This window comes from Vibrio harveyi, from assembly GCF_030060435.1.
Lineage (GTDB): Bacteria > Pseudomonadota > Gammaproteobacteria > Enterobacterales > Vibrionaceae > Vibrio > Vibrio harveyi.
The window spans coordinates 265,492-283,461 of record NZ_CP125876.1 but is presented as its reverse complement, the minus strand read 5'-3'; the positions used below and the strand labels follow the sequence as shown (position 1 = coordinate 283,461).

16 protein-coding genes are annotated in these 17,970 nt (G+C 45.6%); 13 read left to right on the top strand and 3 right to left on the bottom strand.

The genetic code is table 11. The features are described from left to right. The first annotated feature begins 82 nt into the window (after positions 1-82). From QMY49_RS17780 to QMY49_RS17760, 5 genes are all read left to right on the top strand, one after another. Complete coding sequence (locus tag QMY49_RS17780) at positions 83-1,093, top strand: putative 2-aminoethylphosphonate ABC transporter substrate-binding protein (RefSeq protein ID WP_005384363.1); 1,011 nt, start codon at positions 83-85, stop codon at positions 1,091-1,093. Between the two features lie 507 nt (positions 1,094-1,600). Continuing rightward, on the top strand, positions 1,601-2,707 hold the full coding sequence (locus QMY49_RS17775) for a putative 2-aminoethylphosphonate ABC transporter ATP-binding protein (protein WP_283315788.1): 1,107 nt from the start codon (positions 1,601-1,603) through the stop codon (positions 2,705-2,707). 8 nt (positions 2,708-2,715) lie between these two features. Beyond that, positions 2,716-4,440 carry a putative 2-aminoethylphosphonate ABC transporter permease subunit gene (locus QMY49_RS17770; RefSeq protein WP_029789150.1) on the top strand — a complete coding sequence of 575 codons (1,725 nt, stop codon included), beginning with the start codon at positions 2,716-2,718 and terminating at the stop codon, positions 4,438-4,440. A gap of 9 nt (positions 4,441-4,449) precedes the next feature. Then, positions 4,450-5,154: a phosphonate utilization transcriptional regulator PhnR gene (gene phnR, locus QMY49_RS17765; RefSeq protein ID WP_005374048.1), complete on the top strand. Its 705-nt coding sequence runs from the start codon at positions 4,450-4,452 to the stop codon at positions 5,152-5,154. Positions 5,155-5,220: 66 nt separating this feature from the next. Further along, positions 5,221-6,126, top strand: coding sequence for an EamA family transporter (locus QMY49_RS17760; RefSeq protein ID WP_283315784.1), 906 nt, complete (start codon positions 5,221-5,223; stop codon positions 6,124-6,126). Between the two features lie 91 nt (positions 6,127-6,217). Here QMY49_RS17760 and QMY49_RS17755 read toward each other — a convergent pair whose 3' ends face one another. Both QMY49_RS17755 and QMY49_RS17750 read right to left on the bottom strand, forming a co-directional pair. Continuing rightward, on the bottom strand, positions 6,218-6,769 hold the full coding sequence (locus tag QMY49_RS17755) for an outer membrane beta-barrel protein (protein ID WP_005445404.1): 552 nt from the start codon (positions 6,767-6,769) through the stop codon (positions 6,218-6,220). A gap of 27 nt (positions 6,770-6,796) precedes the next feature. Continuing rightward, entirely contained in the window at positions 6,797-7,708 is a 912-nt protein-coding gene (locus QMY49_RS17750) for a VirK/YbjX family protein (RefSeq protein WP_017188571.1), read from the bottom strand. 590 nt (positions 7,709-8,298) lie between these two features. Between QMY49_RS17750 and QMY49_RS17745 the strand changes: the two genes are divergently transcribed. From QMY49_RS17745 to QMY49_RS17720, 6 genes are all read left to right on the top strand, one after another. Continuing rightward, on the top strand, positions 8,299-8,658 hold the full coding sequence (locus QMY49_RS17745) for a DUF3316 domain-containing protein (RefSeq protein ID WP_009696903.1): 360 nt from the start codon (positions 8,299-8,301) through the stop codon (positions 8,656-8,658). Positions 8,659-8,891: 233 nt separating this feature from the next. After that, complete coding sequence (locus tag QMY49_RS17740; RefSeq protein ID WP_283315781.1) at positions 8,892-10,292, top strand: FAD-dependent oxidoreductase; 1,401 nt, start codon at positions 8,892-8,894, stop codon at positions 10,290-10,292. 113 nt (positions 10,293-10,405) lie between these two features. Continuing rightward, positions 10,406-11,530: a M14 family metallopeptidase gene (locus QMY49_RS17735; protein ID WP_283315778.1), complete on the top strand. Its 1,125-nt coding sequence runs from the start codon at positions 10,406-10,408 to the stop codon at positions 11,528-11,530. A 618-nt stretch (positions 11,531-12,148) separates the two neighbouring features. After that, the gene (locus tag QMY49_RS17730) at positions 12,149-13,114 is read left to right on the top strand and encodes an OmpA family protein (protein ID WP_005445398.1); all 966 of its coding nucleotides are present in this window, start codon (positions 12,149-12,151) and stop codon (positions 13,112-13,114) included. Between the two features lie 115 nt (positions 13,115-13,229). Beyond that, complete coding sequence (locus QMY49_RS17725; protein ID WP_277204494.1) at positions 13,230-14,105, top strand: LysR substrate-binding domain-containing protein; 876 nt, start codon at positions 13,230-13,232, stop codon at positions 14,103-14,105. A gap of 186 nt (positions 14,106-14,291) precedes the next feature. Beyond that, positions 14,292-15,077, top strand: coding sequence for a phosphotransferase enzyme family protein (locus tag QMY49_RS17720; RefSeq protein ID WP_009700230.1), 786 nt, complete (start codon positions 14,292-14,294; stop codon positions 15,075-15,077). Here the strand turns inward: QMY49_RS17720 and QMY49_RS17715 are convergent. Beyond that, positions 15,074-15,964, bottom strand: a complete 891-nt coding sequence (locus QMY49_RS17715) for a LysR family transcriptional regulator (RefSeq protein WP_005445394.1) — start codon at positions 15,962-15,964, stop codon at positions 15,074-15,076. The two genes, QMY49_RS17720 and QMY49_RS17715, sit on opposite strands and share 4 nt — an antisense overlap. 210 nt (positions 15,965-16,174) lie before the next feature. Here QMY49_RS17715 and QMY49_RS17710 point away from each other — a divergent pair, with 210 nt between their 5' ends. Together QMY49_RS17710 and QMY49_RS17705 are read left to right on the top strand one after the other, a co-directional pair. Then, positions 16,175-16,411 carry a VPA0252 family protein gene (locus QMY49_RS17710; RefSeq protein WP_005445393.1) on the top strand — a complete coding sequence of 79 codons (237 nt, stop codon included), beginning with the start codon at positions 16,175-16,177 and terminating at the stop codon, positions 16,409-16,411. Between the two features lie 214 nt (positions 16,412-16,625). After that, positions 16,626-17,897 (top strand): Nramp family divalent metal transporter, encoded by a 1,272-nt coding sequence (locus QMY49_RS17705; RefSeq protein ID WP_005445392.1) that lies wholly within the window; start codon positions 16,626-16,628, stop codon positions 17,895-17,897. Positions 17,898-17,970 lie beyond the last annotated feature (73 nt).

The following is a 17,970-nucleotide window of genomic DNA, read 5'->3' as shown; positions in this document are numbered from 1 at the left end:
ATTTCGTCACAAAGGCTCAGTAGGGTGTATATCGTCAACTGGTACAGACCAAATGAAAACTTAGCCAAATTAACTGGAGAAAATGATGAAAAACCGTTTGATGAAAGGATCGCTGGCTGCACTTGTCTCTCTGCTAGCTACGAATGCAATGGCAGCACAGGAAGTCACGGTTTACACCGCTTTCGAAACTGACATTCTTGCGAAATACAAGTCTGCGTTTGAGAAAGATAACCCAGATATCAAGATTAAGTGGGTTCGTGATTCAACCGGTATCATGACGGCGAAATTGCTGGCAGAAAAGAACAACCCTCAAGCGGAAGTGGTTTGGGGTCTTGCTGGCTCGTCAATGGCACTGCTTAAAGATGAAGGTCTTCTTAAGCCTTACACGCCAAAAGGTTTGGAAGAGCTGCACGCGAACCTAAACGACCCTCAATCAAACCAAGCTTGGTTCGGTAACGATGCGTTCTTTAACGCAGTTTGTTTCAACGAAGCGGTAGCGAAACAACTTAACCTACCGAAACCAACGTCTTGGGAAGACCTAACAAAGCCGGTTTACAAAGGTCACATTGCAATGCCGAACCCAGCGTCTTCAGGCACTGGTTACATGCAGGTTTCTGCTTGGCTACAAAACATGGGTGAAGATCAGGCATGGAACTACATGCGTGACCTAGATAAGAACATTGCACACTACACGCACTCTGGTTCTAAGCCATGTGTTCAAGCGGGTATGGGTGAAGTAGCTATCGGTATTTCGATGGCGAGCCGCGGCGCGAAGTTGAAAACACAAGGCGCGCCACTAGCGGTTATCACACCAAAAGGCATCGGCTGGGAATCAGAAGCGGTTGGTCTAGTAAAAGAATCGGATGCAGCGAAACGTGTTGTCGACTGGTCAATCTCTAAAGCAGCAAACGAGCTTTACGTAGAAATGTACCCAGTGGTTGCACATAAAGAAGTGAAAGCGACAGTATCGAACTTCCCGAACGTTCAAGAGAACATGGCGAAGATGGACTTCGCGCAAATGGGCAGCAAGCGTGCAGAGATTCTAGCGGCATGGTCTGAGAAGTTTGACGCGAAATCAGAGCCAAAGTCTTAATTGAATTTACTTTGAGTTGAATGCTGAAATCCACCTCGGTTGAGGTGGATTTTTTGTTTTCTCTGTTATTTCAGAGTTTGCTGAAAGTAGATTCCTAGTCTCACCTAGGTTCGCTGGAATGACGGACTTAAGAAAGTTGGGATCTTCTATCCGCACTTACAACGTCATTCTCGAGAGCGACGGAGGAGTGAGTCGGGAATCTCAGAATATAGTGCTTGTAAGAGATTCCGGATGGCTCGCTTAGGCTCGTCCGGAATGACGATCTTAAGCGTATGGCGTGAAAGTCAAAGCTCGTAATTCTAGGCAATGAGTGTGATTTCAGAATTTATGAACCACACTCACCACGTCATTCTCGAGAGCGACGGAGGAGTGAGTCGGGAATCTCTAATTACCACTTGAACAAACCTCATCTCCCTTCATCTATTTGTCATCTTCTGGCTATAAATTTGTCATTGGAACGTAACACTCCAAAACTAAAGTTGGTATATACCATCTGGAGCGTGTGTTATGTCAACTAACCAACATTACCTAAATATCGAAAATGTAGTGAAGCAATTCGGACAGTTCACTGCATTAAAGAAAATCTCGCTAGCGATTGAAAAGGGCGAGTTCGTTTGTTTTCTTGGTCCTTCTGGCTGCGGTAAAACCACTCTGCTACGTGCCATTGCAGGTTTAGACTTGCCAACGTCTGGTGCGATTTTTCAAAACGGTCAAGAGACCACATTCCTACCACCAGAGAAGCGCGATTTCGGCATCGTATTCCAATCTTACGCGCTGTTTCCGAACCTAACTGTGCAAGAGAACATTGCGGTGGGTTTGAAGAACCAAGGTATGTCGACCAAAGAAGCGCTAGAGAAAGTAGATTACTGGTTAGAAACCATTGGTCTTCCAACCTCTGGCGAGAAATTCCCTAACCAACTTTCTGGTGGTCAACAGCAGCGTGTAGCACTCGCTCGCGCATTAGCGTTGTCTCCGGGTCTACTGCTACTTGATGAGCCGCTGTCAGCGCTGGATGCAAAAGTACGTGTTCACTTACGTGACGAGATTTGTAAGCTGCAACGCAAGCTGGGCATCACCACCATCATGGTTACGCACGATCAGGATGAAGCGTTGTCGATGGCGGATCGTATCGTGGTAATGAACCATGGTGTGATTGAGCAAGTCGGCACACCTCAAGAGATCTACCAACAACCAGCGACGCGCTTTGTTGCTGAGTTTGTCGGCAGCATGAACTTTATAGAAACCTCAGTAGCTACGAACTCCCAAGTACGGATTGCCGAAACCTTGATGCCAGCGCCAAGCTTGACCAATCGTAAGATTCAACGAGGTGACCGCTTCGACCTTGCGGTGCGCCCTGAAAGCATCAAGTTCGTTGAAAACTACAACAACTCTTTACCTGTGCGAGTTACCGCAACCGAGTTTTTGGGGGCGTTTTTCCGCATTGATTGTGTATTGCAAAACGACAGCTCAACGAAAACCATCGTCGTGGATGTGCCTGTTGAAACGGTTCAAAAACTCAATATCAAGGCGGGCGATGTACGTTACATCCAGTTTGCTGAAGAAGGGCTGCATGGTTACGCCGTGCCCTCGGTTGATAAAGCGCTAGCGGCGTAGGTGTAAACATGGATGCGAAGACAATGACGATGAATAGCCTGACCACACAAGACAAAGCAAAATCCCTACTCGGACGTGTCAGCCGCGACAACCTTGTGTTGTTTGGTTTGCTCGCTGGTTTGTCGACCATGATGGTGCTGTTCATCTTAATGCCGCTTTGGGCAATGTTGACCAAGAGTGTGCAAAATGCCAATGGCGAATTTGTCGGATTGGCAAACTTTGCGACGTACTTTTCCTCTTCAAGCTTGTGGGTATCGGTGGGAAACACCTTCACTTTGGGCGTGATTGTGACCTCGGTAGTGGGTGCGCTTGCGTTTGGTTATGCCTACGCGCTGACTCGTTCATGCATGCCGTTTAAAGGTTTGTTTCAAATCCTAGGCACTGCGCCAATCCTTGCGCCTTCGTTGTTACCAGCGATCAGTTTGATCTTCCTTTTCGGTAATCAAGGCATTGCCAAAGAGATGCTGTTAGGAAACTCGGTTTACGGCGTGATTGGTATCTCGATGGGTTTGATTTTCTGGACCTTCCCTCATGCATTGATGATTTTGACCACTTCGCTGCGCACTTCAGATGCTCGCTTGTATGAAGCCGCCCGTGCACTTAAAACTTCACCCATCAAAACCTTCTTTATGGTGACGTTACCTGCGGCGAAATACGGTTTGATCAGTACGCTTATCGTGGTCTTTACGCTGGTCATCACGGACTTTGGTGTGCCGAAAGTGATTGGTGGCAGCTATAACGTTCTGGCGACTGACATCTTCAAGCAAGTTGTGGGACAGCAAAACTTTGCGATGGGTGCGGTGACCAGCATTATGTTGCTATTTCCTGCGGTAATGGCGTTCGGCGCAGACCGCTGGGTACAGAAAAAACAAAAGAGCTTATTCGACACGCGCTCGGTGCCTTATCAGCCAGAGCCTAACAAAGCGCGCGACAGCATTTGTTTGGTTTACTGCAGCATCATTTCTATCGCAGTGCTGGCAGTACTTGGTATGGCGGTATATGGCTCGTTAGTTACGTTCTGGCCTTGGAACAAAGCGCTGACGCTAAACAACTACAACTTTGCTGAAATGAGCACTTACGGTTGGAGCCCATTCTTCAACTCGCTAACGCTGGCAGGTTGGACAGCGGTTATTGGTACAGCCATCATCTTTGTCGGTGCGTACTGTATTGAGAAAGGGCGTGCATTTGGTCCAATTCGTCAAGTGATGCAAATGCTTAGCGTCGTGCCAATGGCGGTTCCTGGTATGGTGCTTGGCTTGGGTTACATCTTTTACTTCAATGATGCGAACAATCCTCTGAACGTGCTTTATGGCACCATGGCATTCTTGGTAATTAACACGGTAGTGCATTACTACACCGTGGGTCACATGACAGCCCTGACAGCGCTAAAGCAGTTGCCATCGGAGATTGAAGCCACGGCGGCATCGGTGAAGCTTCCTCAATACAAGTTGTTCTTTAAAGTGACATTACCTGTGTGTTTACCTGCGATTTTGGACATTGCGACTTACTTGTTTGTTAATGCATTGACCACCACTTCTGCGGTAGTATTCCTTTACTCAACCGATACGATTCCGGCTTCGGTCTCGATTCTGAATATGGATGATGCAGGTCAAACTGGCGCTGCTGCGGCAATGGCGGTGATGATCATGATTGCTGCTGCAATTGCGAAGATTGTTCAGATGACTTTGGGTAAATTGTTAGAGAATCGCACACAAGCTTGGCGCAAAAGATAAGGACACTTCGTGCAATACGTAAAAATTAAAGATTCGATTGTTGAACAGATTGAAGCGGGCATGCTATCGCCGCGTCAAAAACTGCCAGCAGAGCGTAAGTTGGCGGAGTCGTTCGATACTACACGCGTCACTCTGCGTGAAGCTTTATCACTGCTGGAAGCAGAAGGTCGAATCTATCGCGAAGATCGCCGAGGTTGGTTTATCTCACCCGAGCCATTGCGTTACGACCCAACCCAAACTCTGAACTTCCCGAACATGGCGAAAGCGCAAAATCGCGTGCCAAAAACGGAGTTGGTTGCAGCAAAAGGAACGTTGGCAAACAAACAAGCTGCGCGCTTGCTGGACTTGCAGCCTTTCTCGGATGTGTATCGAGTCGACCGTGTGCGATACCTTGAAGATAGACCTGTAGTATTCGTAACAAACTACATTCGCCCAGAGCTGTTTCCGAACCTGTTGGACTACGATTTATCAAATTCACTGACGGACATTTACCGCGAGCATTATGGCGTGACGTATCAAAAGATTCGCTACCGCATTTCAACCAGCACTTTGTTGGGGGAAATGGCTCAGGCACTGCGCGCGACAGCCGGCACGCCCGCGATGGTGGTGGAGCGCATCAACTACAACCAACATGGTGAGTTGATTGATTGCGATATCGAATATTGGCGACACGATGCCATTAGCATTGAATCTCTGGCGGAACTCAATCGTTAAGTGGATTTTCTCATTATCTAAGGCTCCATCTCGGGGCCTTTCTTTTATTCAGATAGGAACGTTGAAATGGATTTGTTGGCGATTAGTCTCGTCGTTTTCTCTGCTGTTCTCCATGCGGGCTGGAATATCCTTGGCAAAAGCAACTCAGGCTCTGGACTCGCGTTTACCATGGCCGCCAGCTTTTCTGCATGTTTCATTCTTACCCCTTATTTGATTTGGTATTTGGCAACCATTGGCTGGACATCATTACCGAGTGAGTTTTGGGGATTGCTGTTCATTAGCGGCATTTCACAAATGGTTTATCTGGTTGGTTTGATTGTCGCTTATAAGCACGCAGACGTGGGTGTGGTTTATCCGATTGCTCGGGCGCTGCCAGTGATGATGGTCGGCGCAATCAGTGTTGCATTGGGACATGAATTATCTAGTCAGCAGTGGCTTGGATTCTTACTAATTACTCTTGGTTGTATGCTGGTACCACTGACGAACTTTCGTCAGATGACATTGGGTGCTTATTTGAACGTTGGTGTGTTCTGGGCATTGATTGCCGCAATAGGCACAACGGGTTACTCGGTAGTCGATAAAGAAGCGCTGAGTTTACTCACCGGACAAGCATCAGAGATCTTGAATGATCAGTACAGTGCAATTTTCTACTTGGGCGTGCAGTTTTGGGCGATAGGTATTCCTGCTCTTGTTTGGTGCTTAGTTACGGGTAAGCTAGATGAGATTAAGACAGCGTGGCAGATCCGCAAAACAGCCAGCATGGCAGGGGTAATGATGGCATCCACCTACGGCTTGGTGTTGTTTGCGATGACCATGACAGACAACGTAAGTTTGGTGGTGGCACTAAGGCAAATCAGCATCGTGTTTGGATTGTTTATGGGGATTTGGTTTCTGTCTGAGAAATGGTATCTCACTCGGGGTATTGGGGTTACTTCGATTCTGGTGGGGATTATTTTGGCATTAACGCATTAACTAATGAGCGGGATATGCCCCCGTTAATACAAAAAAGAAAAGGCAGCGAATGAGCCTCTTGCTGCCTTTTGTATTAACCTGTAAGCCTTGTTTAGAAACGCAATTGCGCACCAAACATCACGCCGCTAGAGTCAAAATCGCTGTTTTTTGAATACACATATTCTGCATTCAAACCAAAGTGTTTATAGCTCCAGCCAATACCGCCAGCCGCTTCACCACCAACACTTGAGTGTTCGATGTTTTTGCTCTGACCGTTCACTTTATAAGTGTATTCGAGAGTGTAGAGAGTGACACCTGCCTTGCCGTAAAGCTCGAAGCCTGAACCCAGTGGATAGCTAGCATAGCCACTTAAGCGAGGTCCGGAGAAGCTCGTATCGGTGACTTCTGAAATCGGACTCACGAGTATCGAACCAATACCGTCAAACGCGCCTTTATAACCCGCTTCGATACCAAAGTTATGCGTTGGCATGTAGCGGTAATAAATCTCACCTAAGAACATGTCGCCTGATTCTTCGCTCGTCGGTGCGTCGTAGTTCACACCGCCATAGCCAATGTTTGTACCTATGATGTGTTCGCTGGTGGTTGCGTTGGCAGACAAAGAAAGTGTCGACAACACCAAAGCAGTAACGAATGAATAACGCATAAACGTTTCCCCTTAGCTTTTAGCCTTTTAGTTTCTTAGGACTTGTTCGAAAGTGACTTTGGTGTTGTCTAGCCATTCGTAACGACGACGGTACATAGAACGTTTTGAACGAGACATACCTTCAATATCACGACGAGGTGCATTTACGTCGATAGAGTAGAAGTTGCGGTCGTATTCTGTGCCACCAAGTTCTAGCCACAGCGCATCGTAATCGGTTTTGATTCTTCCTTTGCTGTAACGCTTAGCTGCGTAAGTGTGCGATTGAGTTTTTACTGCCAACAGTGTTTCTATGCCCCAAACCTGCGCAACGATAGCCAGCAATCCAACCATCAAGCTTTTCGGACGTTGACCGTATAGCTTACGCGTCAGCTTTTTGATTTTTGCGTTGTTTTCTTCACAGCTGCGTGGTCCTTGTAAACCACCAATCATGATGCATCGCTCGCCATTCTCATGACCCAAGCTGAAAGAAAGGGTATAGAAGTTGCCATCTTCTTGGCTATGCAGCACCAAGCTCATATCACCTTCTTTTTGGTAACGCGCTTCGTAAACCAAGCGGACCGAATACAAGATGTCGTCAATTTCAAATGAAGTCAGAGTTAGACCTTCCGCATCGGTGTAGATCTCTTGAATCAGTTCAGGCGAGATCAGGTCTGCTACCGAGTTGTAGTGATCGACAACAAGCGCAGAACGGTCGAAAGCAGGTCCATTCTTAATAATGTAAGGACGAAATGGCTTCTCTAAGAATCGGTGTGTACGAGTGCAAAGCAGTTCGAGCAGTGATGCTTCAATGTTGTCCGCGAGGTACTTAAACGACTTTCTGTAGAATAAAGCGCGTGCGATGAATTTTACGCGGTAGGTCCAAATTGGACGATAAATGTCAGCGTACTCATCAGAATAAATGGTTCTGCTGTGATCAAGGATGGATTTATTCATGGTCATTTCACTCCAAACTCATTTCCAGTTGTTCGGCTCTGTCAAAGAGGCGTGAGCGCTTGATATAAAACGCGAAAATAGGGCGATAAAAGAGAGTGGTCTTATTTCGCTCAAGCATTGACGGGAGCTGGTTTTGAACGGTGTTCTTTTGGCGAAGATTTTAAGAGAAAAAAGAAGCGAGGTTTGTATGGTTTAGTATGAAATTGTCAGAGCGTGTTGTTGTGCTCAGACAAACCCGTTGAGTGAGCTAATAAGTGGGTTCGTTTCTTTAGTAACCAATAGTCATTGTCACTATCTAGGGGGACTGAATGAGCTTTGAAGACAAACAAGCGATACACATCGTTGTTTTGAGTGCGAATCAAACCATTTTTGCGGAAGCAAGTATCTCGAAGTGAGTTAGGTATAAAACGTAATCTATGGATTTTTCTAGTGTTTATTTTTTTAGAGTCAAAGACGTTTAAAGAAAGCCGATAAATAAAATGAATTAATTTTAATCTTTTTTGAAATTAATTTTATTCGCTATAGGTCTCTATACGTACGCTACATTCATCGAGCACTTGGAACTCGATATTTAAAAGGTAAGTAAGGAGCATATTATGAAACGTTTAATCACTCTTGTTGGTCTCATTGCACTAACCGCTTCGCCAATTGCTGCATTCGCTGGTGGGTATCAATGGACAAATAACAGCAAATCGATTCAAGGTAATGTCGTCGACAGCAAGCAAGCTGCTTACGAGATGGGCTTTGAAATGATTAAAGAATATCAAGGTAAAACATCTCTACAATTAAGCAAAGAACTGTATGGCTCTTTTGCAAAAGTAGACAAAAATTCTTTCTCAATCACCGATAGTAAAGTTACGGTGGATGAGTTTCTACAAGATAACGGACAAATTGCCTACCAACCAATTTTAAACGTGAAATACGAATATCGTTTGAGAGAGTTAGGTAACCGTTAATTTATATTCTCGCTAGCTAATATTTATTAATTTCTGCTTTATCCTTGCTGTGTGTTATTTATAGGAATGTTGGGGGGCTTTGCTCCCCTTTTTTTATTGCTTAATTTATATTTATTATTAATAGGCAATATTTTCTAACGCTCAGCGTCAGGTTTTCTCGCTCGTTGATTCTCATGTTCGTTTGTAAAGTGGTACTAAAGCAAGATTGTGTGCCACTTTACAAAGGATACGGAATGACTCATCTCTCTTACTGGTTCAAGCAAGCTCTGGAAATGGAACAGCCAACGCCGTCATTGTCACTCCAACAAGATATATCGACGGATGTGGCGATTGTCGGCGGTGGTTATACAGGTCTTTGGACTGCGATCATGATTAAGCAGCAATCGCCGGAAAAACAAGTGGTTGTAATTGAAAAAGGCTTGTGTGGCAGCGGGGCATCGGGCGCAAATGGTGGTTGTATGCTGACTTGGTCGACAAAGTTTCCAACATTGAAGCGCTTGTTTGGTGAACAACAAGCGGCATGGTTAGTAAAAGAATCGGAGCAAGCAGTCTTGGAGATTGAGGCGTTTTGTCAGCAGCATAATGTTGATGCACAGTTATCCTTGAAAGGCGTTTACTACACGGCGACAAACCATGCGCAAACCGGAAGTATGCAGCCGGTCGTGGATGAACTTAAGCGGCTAAACGTGAATAGTTGGCGACATTGTCAGATTGAAGATCTGCGAGAGAATGCTGGCTCACCAAGGCATGTGGACGGTTTTCACTCTCCTATTGCCGCAAGCGTCCAGCCGGCTTTGTTGGCTAGAGGGCTACGTCGTGTTGCTATCGAACTGGGTGTTGAGGTTTATGAAAATACGCCAATGACGCGTTTAGATTATGGTCAACCTGCAACCGTTAGTACGCCTAATGCGAGCATCAAAGCGAAGCAAGTAGTGTTGGCATTAAATGCTTGGATGGTGGAACACTTTAAGCAATTTAACAACAGCATCGTTGTTGTCTCTTCAGATATGGTGATTACAAAACCTCTGGGTGACGCTTTGCCTCAATCAGGATGGCAAACGGGCTCTAGCGTGTTGGATTCACGTATCTTCGTCCATTATTATCGAGATACGCCAGATGGTCGTTTGATGTTGGGTAAGGGCGGCAATCAATTCTCTTACAATAACCGCGTCGACGTGATGTTTAATAAACCAACGCGCTATCAAAATCTGCTGCGTAAGTCGTTCGATAAACTGTTTCCGCGTTTAAAAGGAACAGAATTCGCTTATTCATGGACGGGTGGTTCGGATCGCTCTGCTACCGGTTTCCCATTCTTTGGCGAGCTAGACAAACAGAACAATGTCTTTTACGGCTTTGGCTATTCGGGTAACGGTGTGGCTCAGACTCGAATGGGCGGAAAGATCTTATCTTCATTCGTATTGGGGTTAGATAATGACTGGACGCGAAGCGGTTTAGCCAGAGGACCATTAGGACAATTCCCACCAGAGCCTTTTCGTTGGACAGGGGCAATGATGGTGCGTAATGCCGTACGCCGAAAAGAGGAAGCAGAAGATAATGAGCAAACTCCATTTATCTGGGATAAGTGGCTAGCAAAACTTGCGGGACCAGCAGGCAAAGCGGATAAGCTCGACTAAACTGAATATTTTGATCGCAAACGGATAGGGAAGAAGTGAAATCGTTAGAGGCACCTCTTCCCTTTGTGTTAGCCTCAGTCTTTCAAGCTCAGATGCAAAAGGTGAGTAATAGAATGAAAGTATTCAGCAACTTCGACAGCGGCAGCATTCACGTAGTGAAAGCAGACGACAAAAACGACATCCAACTTAAAATCCCTAACGACAACATGTCGGAATTCTACCAGTGGTTCCACTTCCGTCTTGAGACCGAAGCCGAGCAATCGCACACCATCAAACTACTTGATCTTGCGAAGTCGGCTTACCCAGAAGGTTGGCAAGGCTACGACGTTGTTGCGTCTTACGATCGTGAAGAGTGGTTCCGCGTGCCAGCAGAGTTCGATGGTGATACGCTGACTTTCACTGTTATCCCTGAGCGCAGCTCAATCTACTTCGCGTACTTTGCACCATACACGTACGATCGTCATCTAGACCTATTACACATGGCACAAAGTGCACACCACTGCCAGTTGGAAACTTTGGGTCACACGCTAGATGGCAATGACATGAGCTTGCTTACTTTCGGTGAGCCAGAAGAAGGTAAAAAGAAAATCTGGATGATTGCACGTCAGCATCCAGGCGAGACGATGGCAGAATGGTTCATGGAAGGCATGATTCAACGTCTACTGGATGAAAACGACACGGTTGCGCGTGCATTGCTAGAAAAAGCAGTACTTTACGTTGTACCAAACATGAACCCAGACGGCGGTGCTCGTGGTCACTTGCGTACTAACGCAGTGGGTGTGAACCTCAACCGAGAGTGGCAAACGCCATCAATGGAAAAGAGCCCAGAAGTCTTCTTGGTTCGTGAACGTATGCTAGAAACTGGCGTGGATATGTTCCTAGATATTCATGGTGATGAAGCTATCCCTTACAATTTTGTAGCGGGATCTGAAGGCATTCCTTCTTATGACGAAGGCATGGCTGAGTTGGAAAACGCGTTTAAACAAGCACTTCTGACGATTACACCAGAGTTCCAAGACGAGATTGGTTACGACAAAGATGAACCAGGTAAAGCGAACCTAACCGTTGGCTCTAACTGGGTAGCAGAGCAATTTAAATGTCTGTCTTACACCATTGAAATGCCATTCAAAGACAACAACAACCACCCCGACCCTCTTTACGGTTGGTCTCCAGAGCGTAGTGTGTTGTTTGGGCAAGATATTTTAGCAGCGACGCTAGCCGTATCTGACAAAATTTAACGCAATTCGTTCACAGCCCGTACTTTGCGGGCTGTCTTTCCTGCCATTATTCTCTCCGCGTTCTCTATTAATGAGCTACTTTCTCCGCAGTTAAGACAAAAAATCTGCAATTTCTGATGCTTATGTGAGTCTCGATAAGTTGGATTTATCGTGTCGATAAAAAATCTAATTTAATTTAGCGATACTTATTCTGTTAAAGTTCATTTCGAGATTCTCGTCACAAAAATCATAACATCTCATAGGGGTAACAGCCTTGAGTGTGAGGTTGAAAGTAGGCACAGCCAGTTAAATTAGTTTTAAGTTGCTATGTAATTACAAGATGGAAGCCGGATAATTTTTCTCGCGGAATCTTGTACCTACAGAGGTTTGCTCATCGTTATCTATCACTCCAATCGTTCAGGTTTAAACGCTTGGGACAAGACGTGGCAGATAGGTGTATCAAAATTCCAACCAGCGCTCCTAATGGAAATATCCCAATTAGAGCGTCATGCGATGATGCGTTAATAGAGATTGTTGGCGTAGTTTTAATCACTAAAAACAGTGCAGGTTCTGACTTTCTTGATGACAGCGTATGCTGGGGAAAGTAATCGGGTCGCCTTCGCATAAAGGAAAAAAATAATGAAAAAGATTGCTCTTGCAGTGGCTACCGTTCTTGCTGGTGGCGTAATGTCAAATGTTGCTCTTGCTGATACATACATCGGTGGCAAACTTGGTTACAACGCACTAAACGACGCATGTCACTTAGACGCACCATGTGATGACGATAGCTTTGCAGCAGGTATGCACCTTGGCTACAACTTTAACGAATACGTTGCAGCTGAATACGGCGTTGACTACCTAGGTAACTTTACTGCTAACTTCAACAAAGCTGGCAAAAACACTGTTGATGGCGACCTATGGGCACTGACTCTAGCTCCTAAGTTCAACCTACCTCTAACAGACTCATGGAACCTATTTGCTAAAGTAGGTGCTGCTTACATGATGGCTGGCGATGAGAAAGATTTCGTACCAACGGGCTCTCTAGGTGCTGAATACCAAATCAACTACAACTGGAGCCTACGCGCTGAGTACCAACGTTACCAAGACATGTCTGATGACATCATCGACGACATGGATTCTGACTTCTTTGGTATCGGCTTCAACTACAAGTTTGGTTCTGAGCCAGTAGTTCAAGAAGAAGTGGTTGAAACTCGTCCTGTAACTCGCATCGTTGAGCACGAATACCCAGCTCAAACTGCAACAGTACAATTTGGTCTAGAAAGTGCTGAACTACAAGACGCTTCTGCGTTCAACGGTACTGTTGAGCTAATGAACACTTACCCACAAGCTCAAGTTGAAATCAACGGCTACAGTGATACAACAGGTTCTGAAGCTTACAACCAACAGCTAACAGAGAAGCGTGCACAAGCAGTTGCTGATCACTTCCAAGCTGAAGGTATTGCTGCAGACCGTATGACTGTTAAAGGCATGGGCGAAGCTAACCCAGTAGCGAGCAACGAAACTCGTGAAGGTCGTGAACAAAACCGTCGTGTAGAAGTTGTTGTTCCTGCGTTCCAATACCAAACAACTGAAGAAGCTAAATAATCCACCATTAGCTTAATGATTCTAAAAGCCAGCGTTTGTCGCTGGCTTTTTTGTTTTCATCGAAATGTCACAGCTCTGACTTACACTTTTCGTGTTCTTTTGTTCGGAGCTACAGATGCAGAACTTACCCCCACTCAATTCTTTAAAAGCATTTGAAGCGACGGCAAGATTGCACAGCTTTACTAAAGCGGCTGAAGAGCTCAATGTCACCCGTGCAGCGGTTAGCCAACAAGTGAAATCTCTGGAAATGTATCTAGATGCCACTTTGTTTGAACGCAATGGCGCACAACTCATTTTGACCCAAGCAGCACGCGATTACTTGCCCGTGGTTAGCAATGTATTTCAGAGTTTGTTCGCCGCAACTCAACATCTTTTCTCTCGCCAAAAACAGACCCAGTTAACGTTACACGTGGCGCACAGCTTTTGCTCCCTATGGTTGATACCTCGACTCGCTGATTTTCATCGCCAGTATCCTGAAGTGAGTTTTAAAGTTTCTACTACCGCAAATGCAGTGCCGAGTAATAGCGACATCGCAGATGTGGAAATCATTAATGGTTATGGTGATTGGTCTTCGCAACACGCAACGCAACTCACGCAAGAGAACTGGATTTTGGTGGCAAGTCCGGGGTTTCTTTTACTAAATCCCGTTTCTGATCTGGTTGATCTTGTCCGTTTGCCGAAACTTGCGACTGGTGGCTATCAGGAAACATGGCAAGGTTGGTTTGCGTACCAAGGGCACGAAGGAGGGAGCGTAAAGTTAGCGGGAGAATTTGAACATTCTTTGTTGGCTATTGAGGCTGCGGTGAATCAGCTAGGTGTCTTATTAGTGCGCGACTTGTTAGTAGAAGATCATCTTCAACAAGGTACTTTGGTCCAAGTAGGTCATTGGTCAATGCCAAGCCGAGGCGCACATCATATGATCGTTCGTTGTGGCGAGAAGCCGCATGTCAAAGCCTTTACTCAATGGCTAGTAAAAAGCTTACAAGCGTAACCAGATGTCCAAGCGATTTTCAGGCTATCGGGGGGCAAAATGACAAGATGAGCACGAACTGAGATAGAGCTAACAATCTGAAACATTATCAACCGTCATGACCAAAGTTCGGGTGCTAAGATGACAGAGTACGTTTCATGTCGTCATCACTCACAGAGCATGCGCTCTGGTTATCAAGGAGCAGTAATGGAAGCGTTAGAAGGGGGCAGGGATAATGCCATTTATCGTAAAGGTAATTTGGTCAGTAGACCAGCTAGCCACTGGACGATGACCGTCCATCAATTACTCCAACATCTTCATCAACATGGCTTTACTGCATGTCCAAAAGCAGTGTCGATTGAGGGCGGGAAAGAGTTGCTGACCTTTGTTGAGGGTGACAGCTATAACTACCCGTTAGAAGGACCGATTGCTTCGCTCACTGCGTTGAAATCTGCCGCAAACCTGCTCCGTTGTTATCATGATGCGTCGGAGAGTTTCCTTAAACAGCATGATCAAGATGTTCATCATTGGATGTTGCCAGCTCGCTCGCCGCAAGAAGTGATTTGTCACGGTGATTTCATGCCTTATAACGTGGCTTTAGATGGGGATGTCGTGATCGGTGTGTTTGATTTCGATACCGCTCATCCTGCGCCGCGAATTTGGGATATTGCTTTTTCTATATACGGTTGGGCGCCATTTAAGACTGATGAAGATGACAAGATGGGCACGTTAGAAGAACAAATTCGACGAGCCAAAATCTTTTGTGATGCCTATGGCTGCTCCCGATTAGAACGCGAAGAGTTGGTGGAGGTAATGACGTTGCGCTTAACGGCGTTAGTCGATCACATGCGCACGATGGCAGCCAATGGTGATGCCCAGTTTCAAGCCAATATGGAAGATTGTCACCATACGGCTTATTTACAAGATATCGAATACCTCAACAAACACCACCAAGCGATTACTTTGGGCGTATTGGGAGAAATCAAATTTTAGTCTGGCTTGGTGTGCCTTTTGATGATGGATTGAATCACACTAAACAGCCATTGGTTTTGTGGGTCGTGCTGCTGAGAACGTCGGCAGCTCATCACAAAGCTCACGCCGAGCTCTAAACCATTTGGAAGTTCGATGCTACGACATGATTCAGGAACGTTACCACTCATCGTAATACCGAAATGGTCGGTGTTCATGATGATGCTGTGAATCATGGCAGGATGTTCAATCTCAACTTTTGGATCAACATGAAAGCCGATGTTTTTTAAGCGATCCAAAAGTGGGTATTTATGATCGTTCCAACCAGGCGTCTTGAACAAAACAAAGGTATAATCGCCCAATGATTGGAAGTCCTTGGCAGGATGATCTTTGCGTACAAAGAATACCGCTTTGCCTTTTCCCAACTCTTTTTGTGCGATGGATTGAGGTAGATCTTCATCAAAGTAATGAATAGCAATGGCGTTCTCACCGTCAATGATGCGATTGCGAGCATCAGCCCCCCACCTTAAAAATGCATAATTGGCATGCGGCGCTTGCTTGAGCAACTCTAGGTAAAGTTTATCGCCAAAACGATCCCAAAAAAGTGTGTTGGCGTAGATTGCAACATCGCCAGTATAAAGCGGCGGGGAAAACTCTTGGGGTTTGATTGCGTCTGCGCTCGCCAAGATTTGCTCGAAATGAGGCATATTGGCTTCCACAAATGAGGTTGGTTCAAATCCATTTTTGGTTTGAATGAACAGAGGATCGTCCAGTTGCGCTTTCATTTTAGTGAGGTTTTTGCTGATGGCGCCGGAGGTTTTTCCCATTGATTCCGCGACCAAGCGAACGTTGCGCAGATCGTACATGCGCTTTATTACCAAGACGTTCTGCATATCTAGATTGATTGTCATTCTTTTACTCCAGCCAACGTTTGCTACGGCATCATAGCGCTGCCTCAACAGCGGAAAGACAGGGAATGGTCAATTCTAAGTTTATGGCAGAAAAGCCTTTTTCCAACAGGGATTTCCATTTGGTAAATTCGGGTTTTCCTCGTGCTACTTGGGCGGCGTTGCTAAAGTTTCTATATCGAAATGATGTACCACAAACAACAGAGGTGACGTATGAAAAAACTAATCGCACTAGGCTTAATGGTTTGTTCAGTAAATGTGGCATTCGCTGGCGATGGGTCATACACAGGTACCATTGATATGACAACAAGCCAAGCTAACCAAGTTGATGTGGAACGCGCAGATTCTAACCTGACTCTAAAAGGTCGAAATGATGCTGCTTATGGTGGTGTTATGATTCAAACAGACGCTTCTACTCAACCGATCCAACTTCGCGGTCGCCGCGACTAAATGGTCGAAATCTCCTTACTTTCAATGCCGCGTTTAACGCGGCATTGTTGTTTATGACACTTCTAGATTTAAAGTTATTCTGATAGCTTTTGTTTATCGATAATTGAAAATTAATTGTTGAAATCTTAATTACCATTTTTGTGCACCCAAATGATATTGATTCTCATTTAGGTTGGCGTATGATTTTCTCTATCGACGAGAGGGGAATACGCTCATGAATGGTACGTCCAATAATTTACACGCTACAGCGATACAAACAACGGCAGCACAAAACGCGTCAGCCTTTAACAAAATAAAACGCAAGTTACTCATGTTAGGTCCAGCGTTTATTGCTGCAATTGGTTACATTGACCCAGGTAACTTTGCAACGAATATTGAATCGGGATCTTCATTCGGCTATCAACTGCTTTGGGTTGTGCTTTGGGCAAACCTCATGGCGATGTTGATTCAGTATTTGTCCGCTAAACTTGGCATTGTTACAGGCAAAAACCTCGCAGAACACTTACGCGACCATCTACCTAATAAATGGGCAGTGGGTTTCTATTGGATTCAGGCTGAAATCATAGCGATAGCAACTGACCTAGCGGAATTTATTGGTGCAGCAGTCGGCTTTCAGCTTGTCTTTGGTATCAGTTTGATGGAAGGGGCGTTGATCACTGCCGTTGCGACAGTGATGATTCTGACGCTTAACCAGAAAGGTCAAAAGCCGCTAGAGGTGGTGATTGGTTCGCTTCTGATGCTGGTTGCAGTTATCTACATTGCGGAATTGTTCTTCGCTCACCCCGCTGGCGGTGAAATGGCAAAAGGTTTGTTAACCCCAACATTTACTAACTCGCACCAAATCTACCTTGCGGCAGGCATTTTAGGCGCAACTGTGATGCCTCACGTGATATACCTTCACTCGGCATTGTTCAAAAACAACTATGGTGAAAGTACGAAAACACGTCTTCGTACTACTCGTTTTGACGTGTTGATTGCGATGGTAATAGCGGGCTTTGTGAATATCGCTATTGTGGCGATGGCAGCAGCTGTTTTCCATTACTCTGGTAACCAGCATGTAGCAGAAATTGAAACCGCGTACATGACGCTGACCCCACTCGTAGGTAAAGCTGCCTCTGTGCTATTTGGTGTGTCTCTGATTGCTTCGGGTTTATCTTCCACAGTAGTGGGAACCATGGCAGGACAAGTCGTGATGCAAGGCTTTGTACGCTTCTCTATTCCAATGTGGTTGCGCCGCTTCATTACCATGGCGCCATCATTTGTGGTGATTGGTTTGGGTATGAACACCACTGATATTTTGGTGATGAGCCAAGTGGTATTAAGCTTCGGTATTGCGCTGGCGATTATTCCACTGCTTATCTTTACCAACAGCGAGCGCTTGATGGGCGAGTTCAAAAACAACAAATGGGTATCTTATTCGGGTGTGGTTATCGTCACTCTTGTATTGGCATTGAACGCGTATTTGATGTTTACGCTTGCTGCATAGCCAACGCTCGCTAAGCGACAAACCTCTGTCGATAAAAAAACGGAAGCCAATTGGCTTCCGTTTTTGCATTTAG

What these genes read in the sequence shown, in the direction of transcription:
- QMY49_RS17770 (WP_029789150.1), top strand. Translation starts at nt 2,716, where the DNA reads ATGGATGCGAAGACAATGACGATGAATAGCCTGACCACACAAGACAAA.
- QMY49_RS17775 (WP_283315788.1), top strand. Translation starts at nt 1,601, where the DNA reads ATGTCAACTAACCAACATTACCTAAATATCGAAAATGTAGTGAAGCAA.
- QMY49_RS17710 (WP_005445393.1), top strand. Translation starts at nt 16,175, where the DNA reads ATGAAAAAACTAATCGCACTAGGCTTAATGGTTTGTTCAGTAAATGTG.
- QMY49_RS17720 (WP_009700230.1), top strand. Translation starts at nt 14,292, where the DNA reads ATGGAAGCGTTAGAAGGGGGCAGGGATAATGCCATTTATCGTAAAGGT.
- QMY49_RS17715 (WP_005445394.1), bottom strand. Translation starts at nt 15,964, where the DNA reads ATGACAATCAATCTAGATATGCAGAACGTCTTGGTAATAAAGCGCATG.
- QMY49_RS17740 (WP_283315781.1), top strand. Translation starts at nt 8,892, where the DNA reads ATGACTCATCTCTCTTACTGGTTCAAGCAAGCTCTGGAAATGGAACAG.
- QMY49_RS17760 (WP_283315784.1), top strand. Translation starts at nt 5,221, where the DNA reads ATGGATTTGTTGGCGATTAGTCTCGTCGTTTTCTCTGCTGTTCTCCAT.
- QMY49_RS17745 (WP_009696903.1), top strand. Translation starts at nt 8,299, where the DNA reads ATGAAACGTTTAATCACTCTTGTTGGTCTCATTGCACTAACCGCTTCG.
- QMY49_RS17780 (WP_005384363.1), top strand. Translation starts at nt 83, where the DNA reads ATGATGAAAAACCGTTTGATGAAAGGATCGCTGGCTGCACTTGTCTCT.
- QMY49_RS17735 (WP_283315778.1), top strand. Translation starts at nt 10,406, where the DNA reads ATGAAAGTATTCAGCAACTTCGACAGCGGCAGCATTCACGTAGTGAAA.
- QMY49_RS17730 (WP_005445398.1), top strand. Translation starts at nt 12,149, where the DNA reads ATGAAAAAGATTGCTCTTGCAGTGGCTACCGTTCTTGCTGGTGGCGTA.
- QMY49_RS17750 (WP_017188571.1), bottom strand. Translation starts at nt 7,708, where the DNA reads ATGACCATGAATAAATCCATCCTTGATCACAGCAGAACCATTTATTCT.
- QMY49_RS17725 (WP_277204494.1), top strand. Translation starts at nt 13,230, where the DNA reads ATGCAGAACTTACCCCCACTCAATTCTTTAAAAGCATTTGAAGCGACG.
- QMY49_RS17755 (WP_005445404.1), bottom strand. Translation starts at nt 6,769, where the DNA reads ATGCGTTATTCATTCGTTACTGCTTTGGTGTTGTCGACACTTTCTTTG.
- QMY49_RS17705 (WP_005445392.1), top strand. Translation starts at nt 16,626, where the DNA reads ATGAATGGTACGTCCAATAATTTACACGCTACAGCGATACAAACAACG.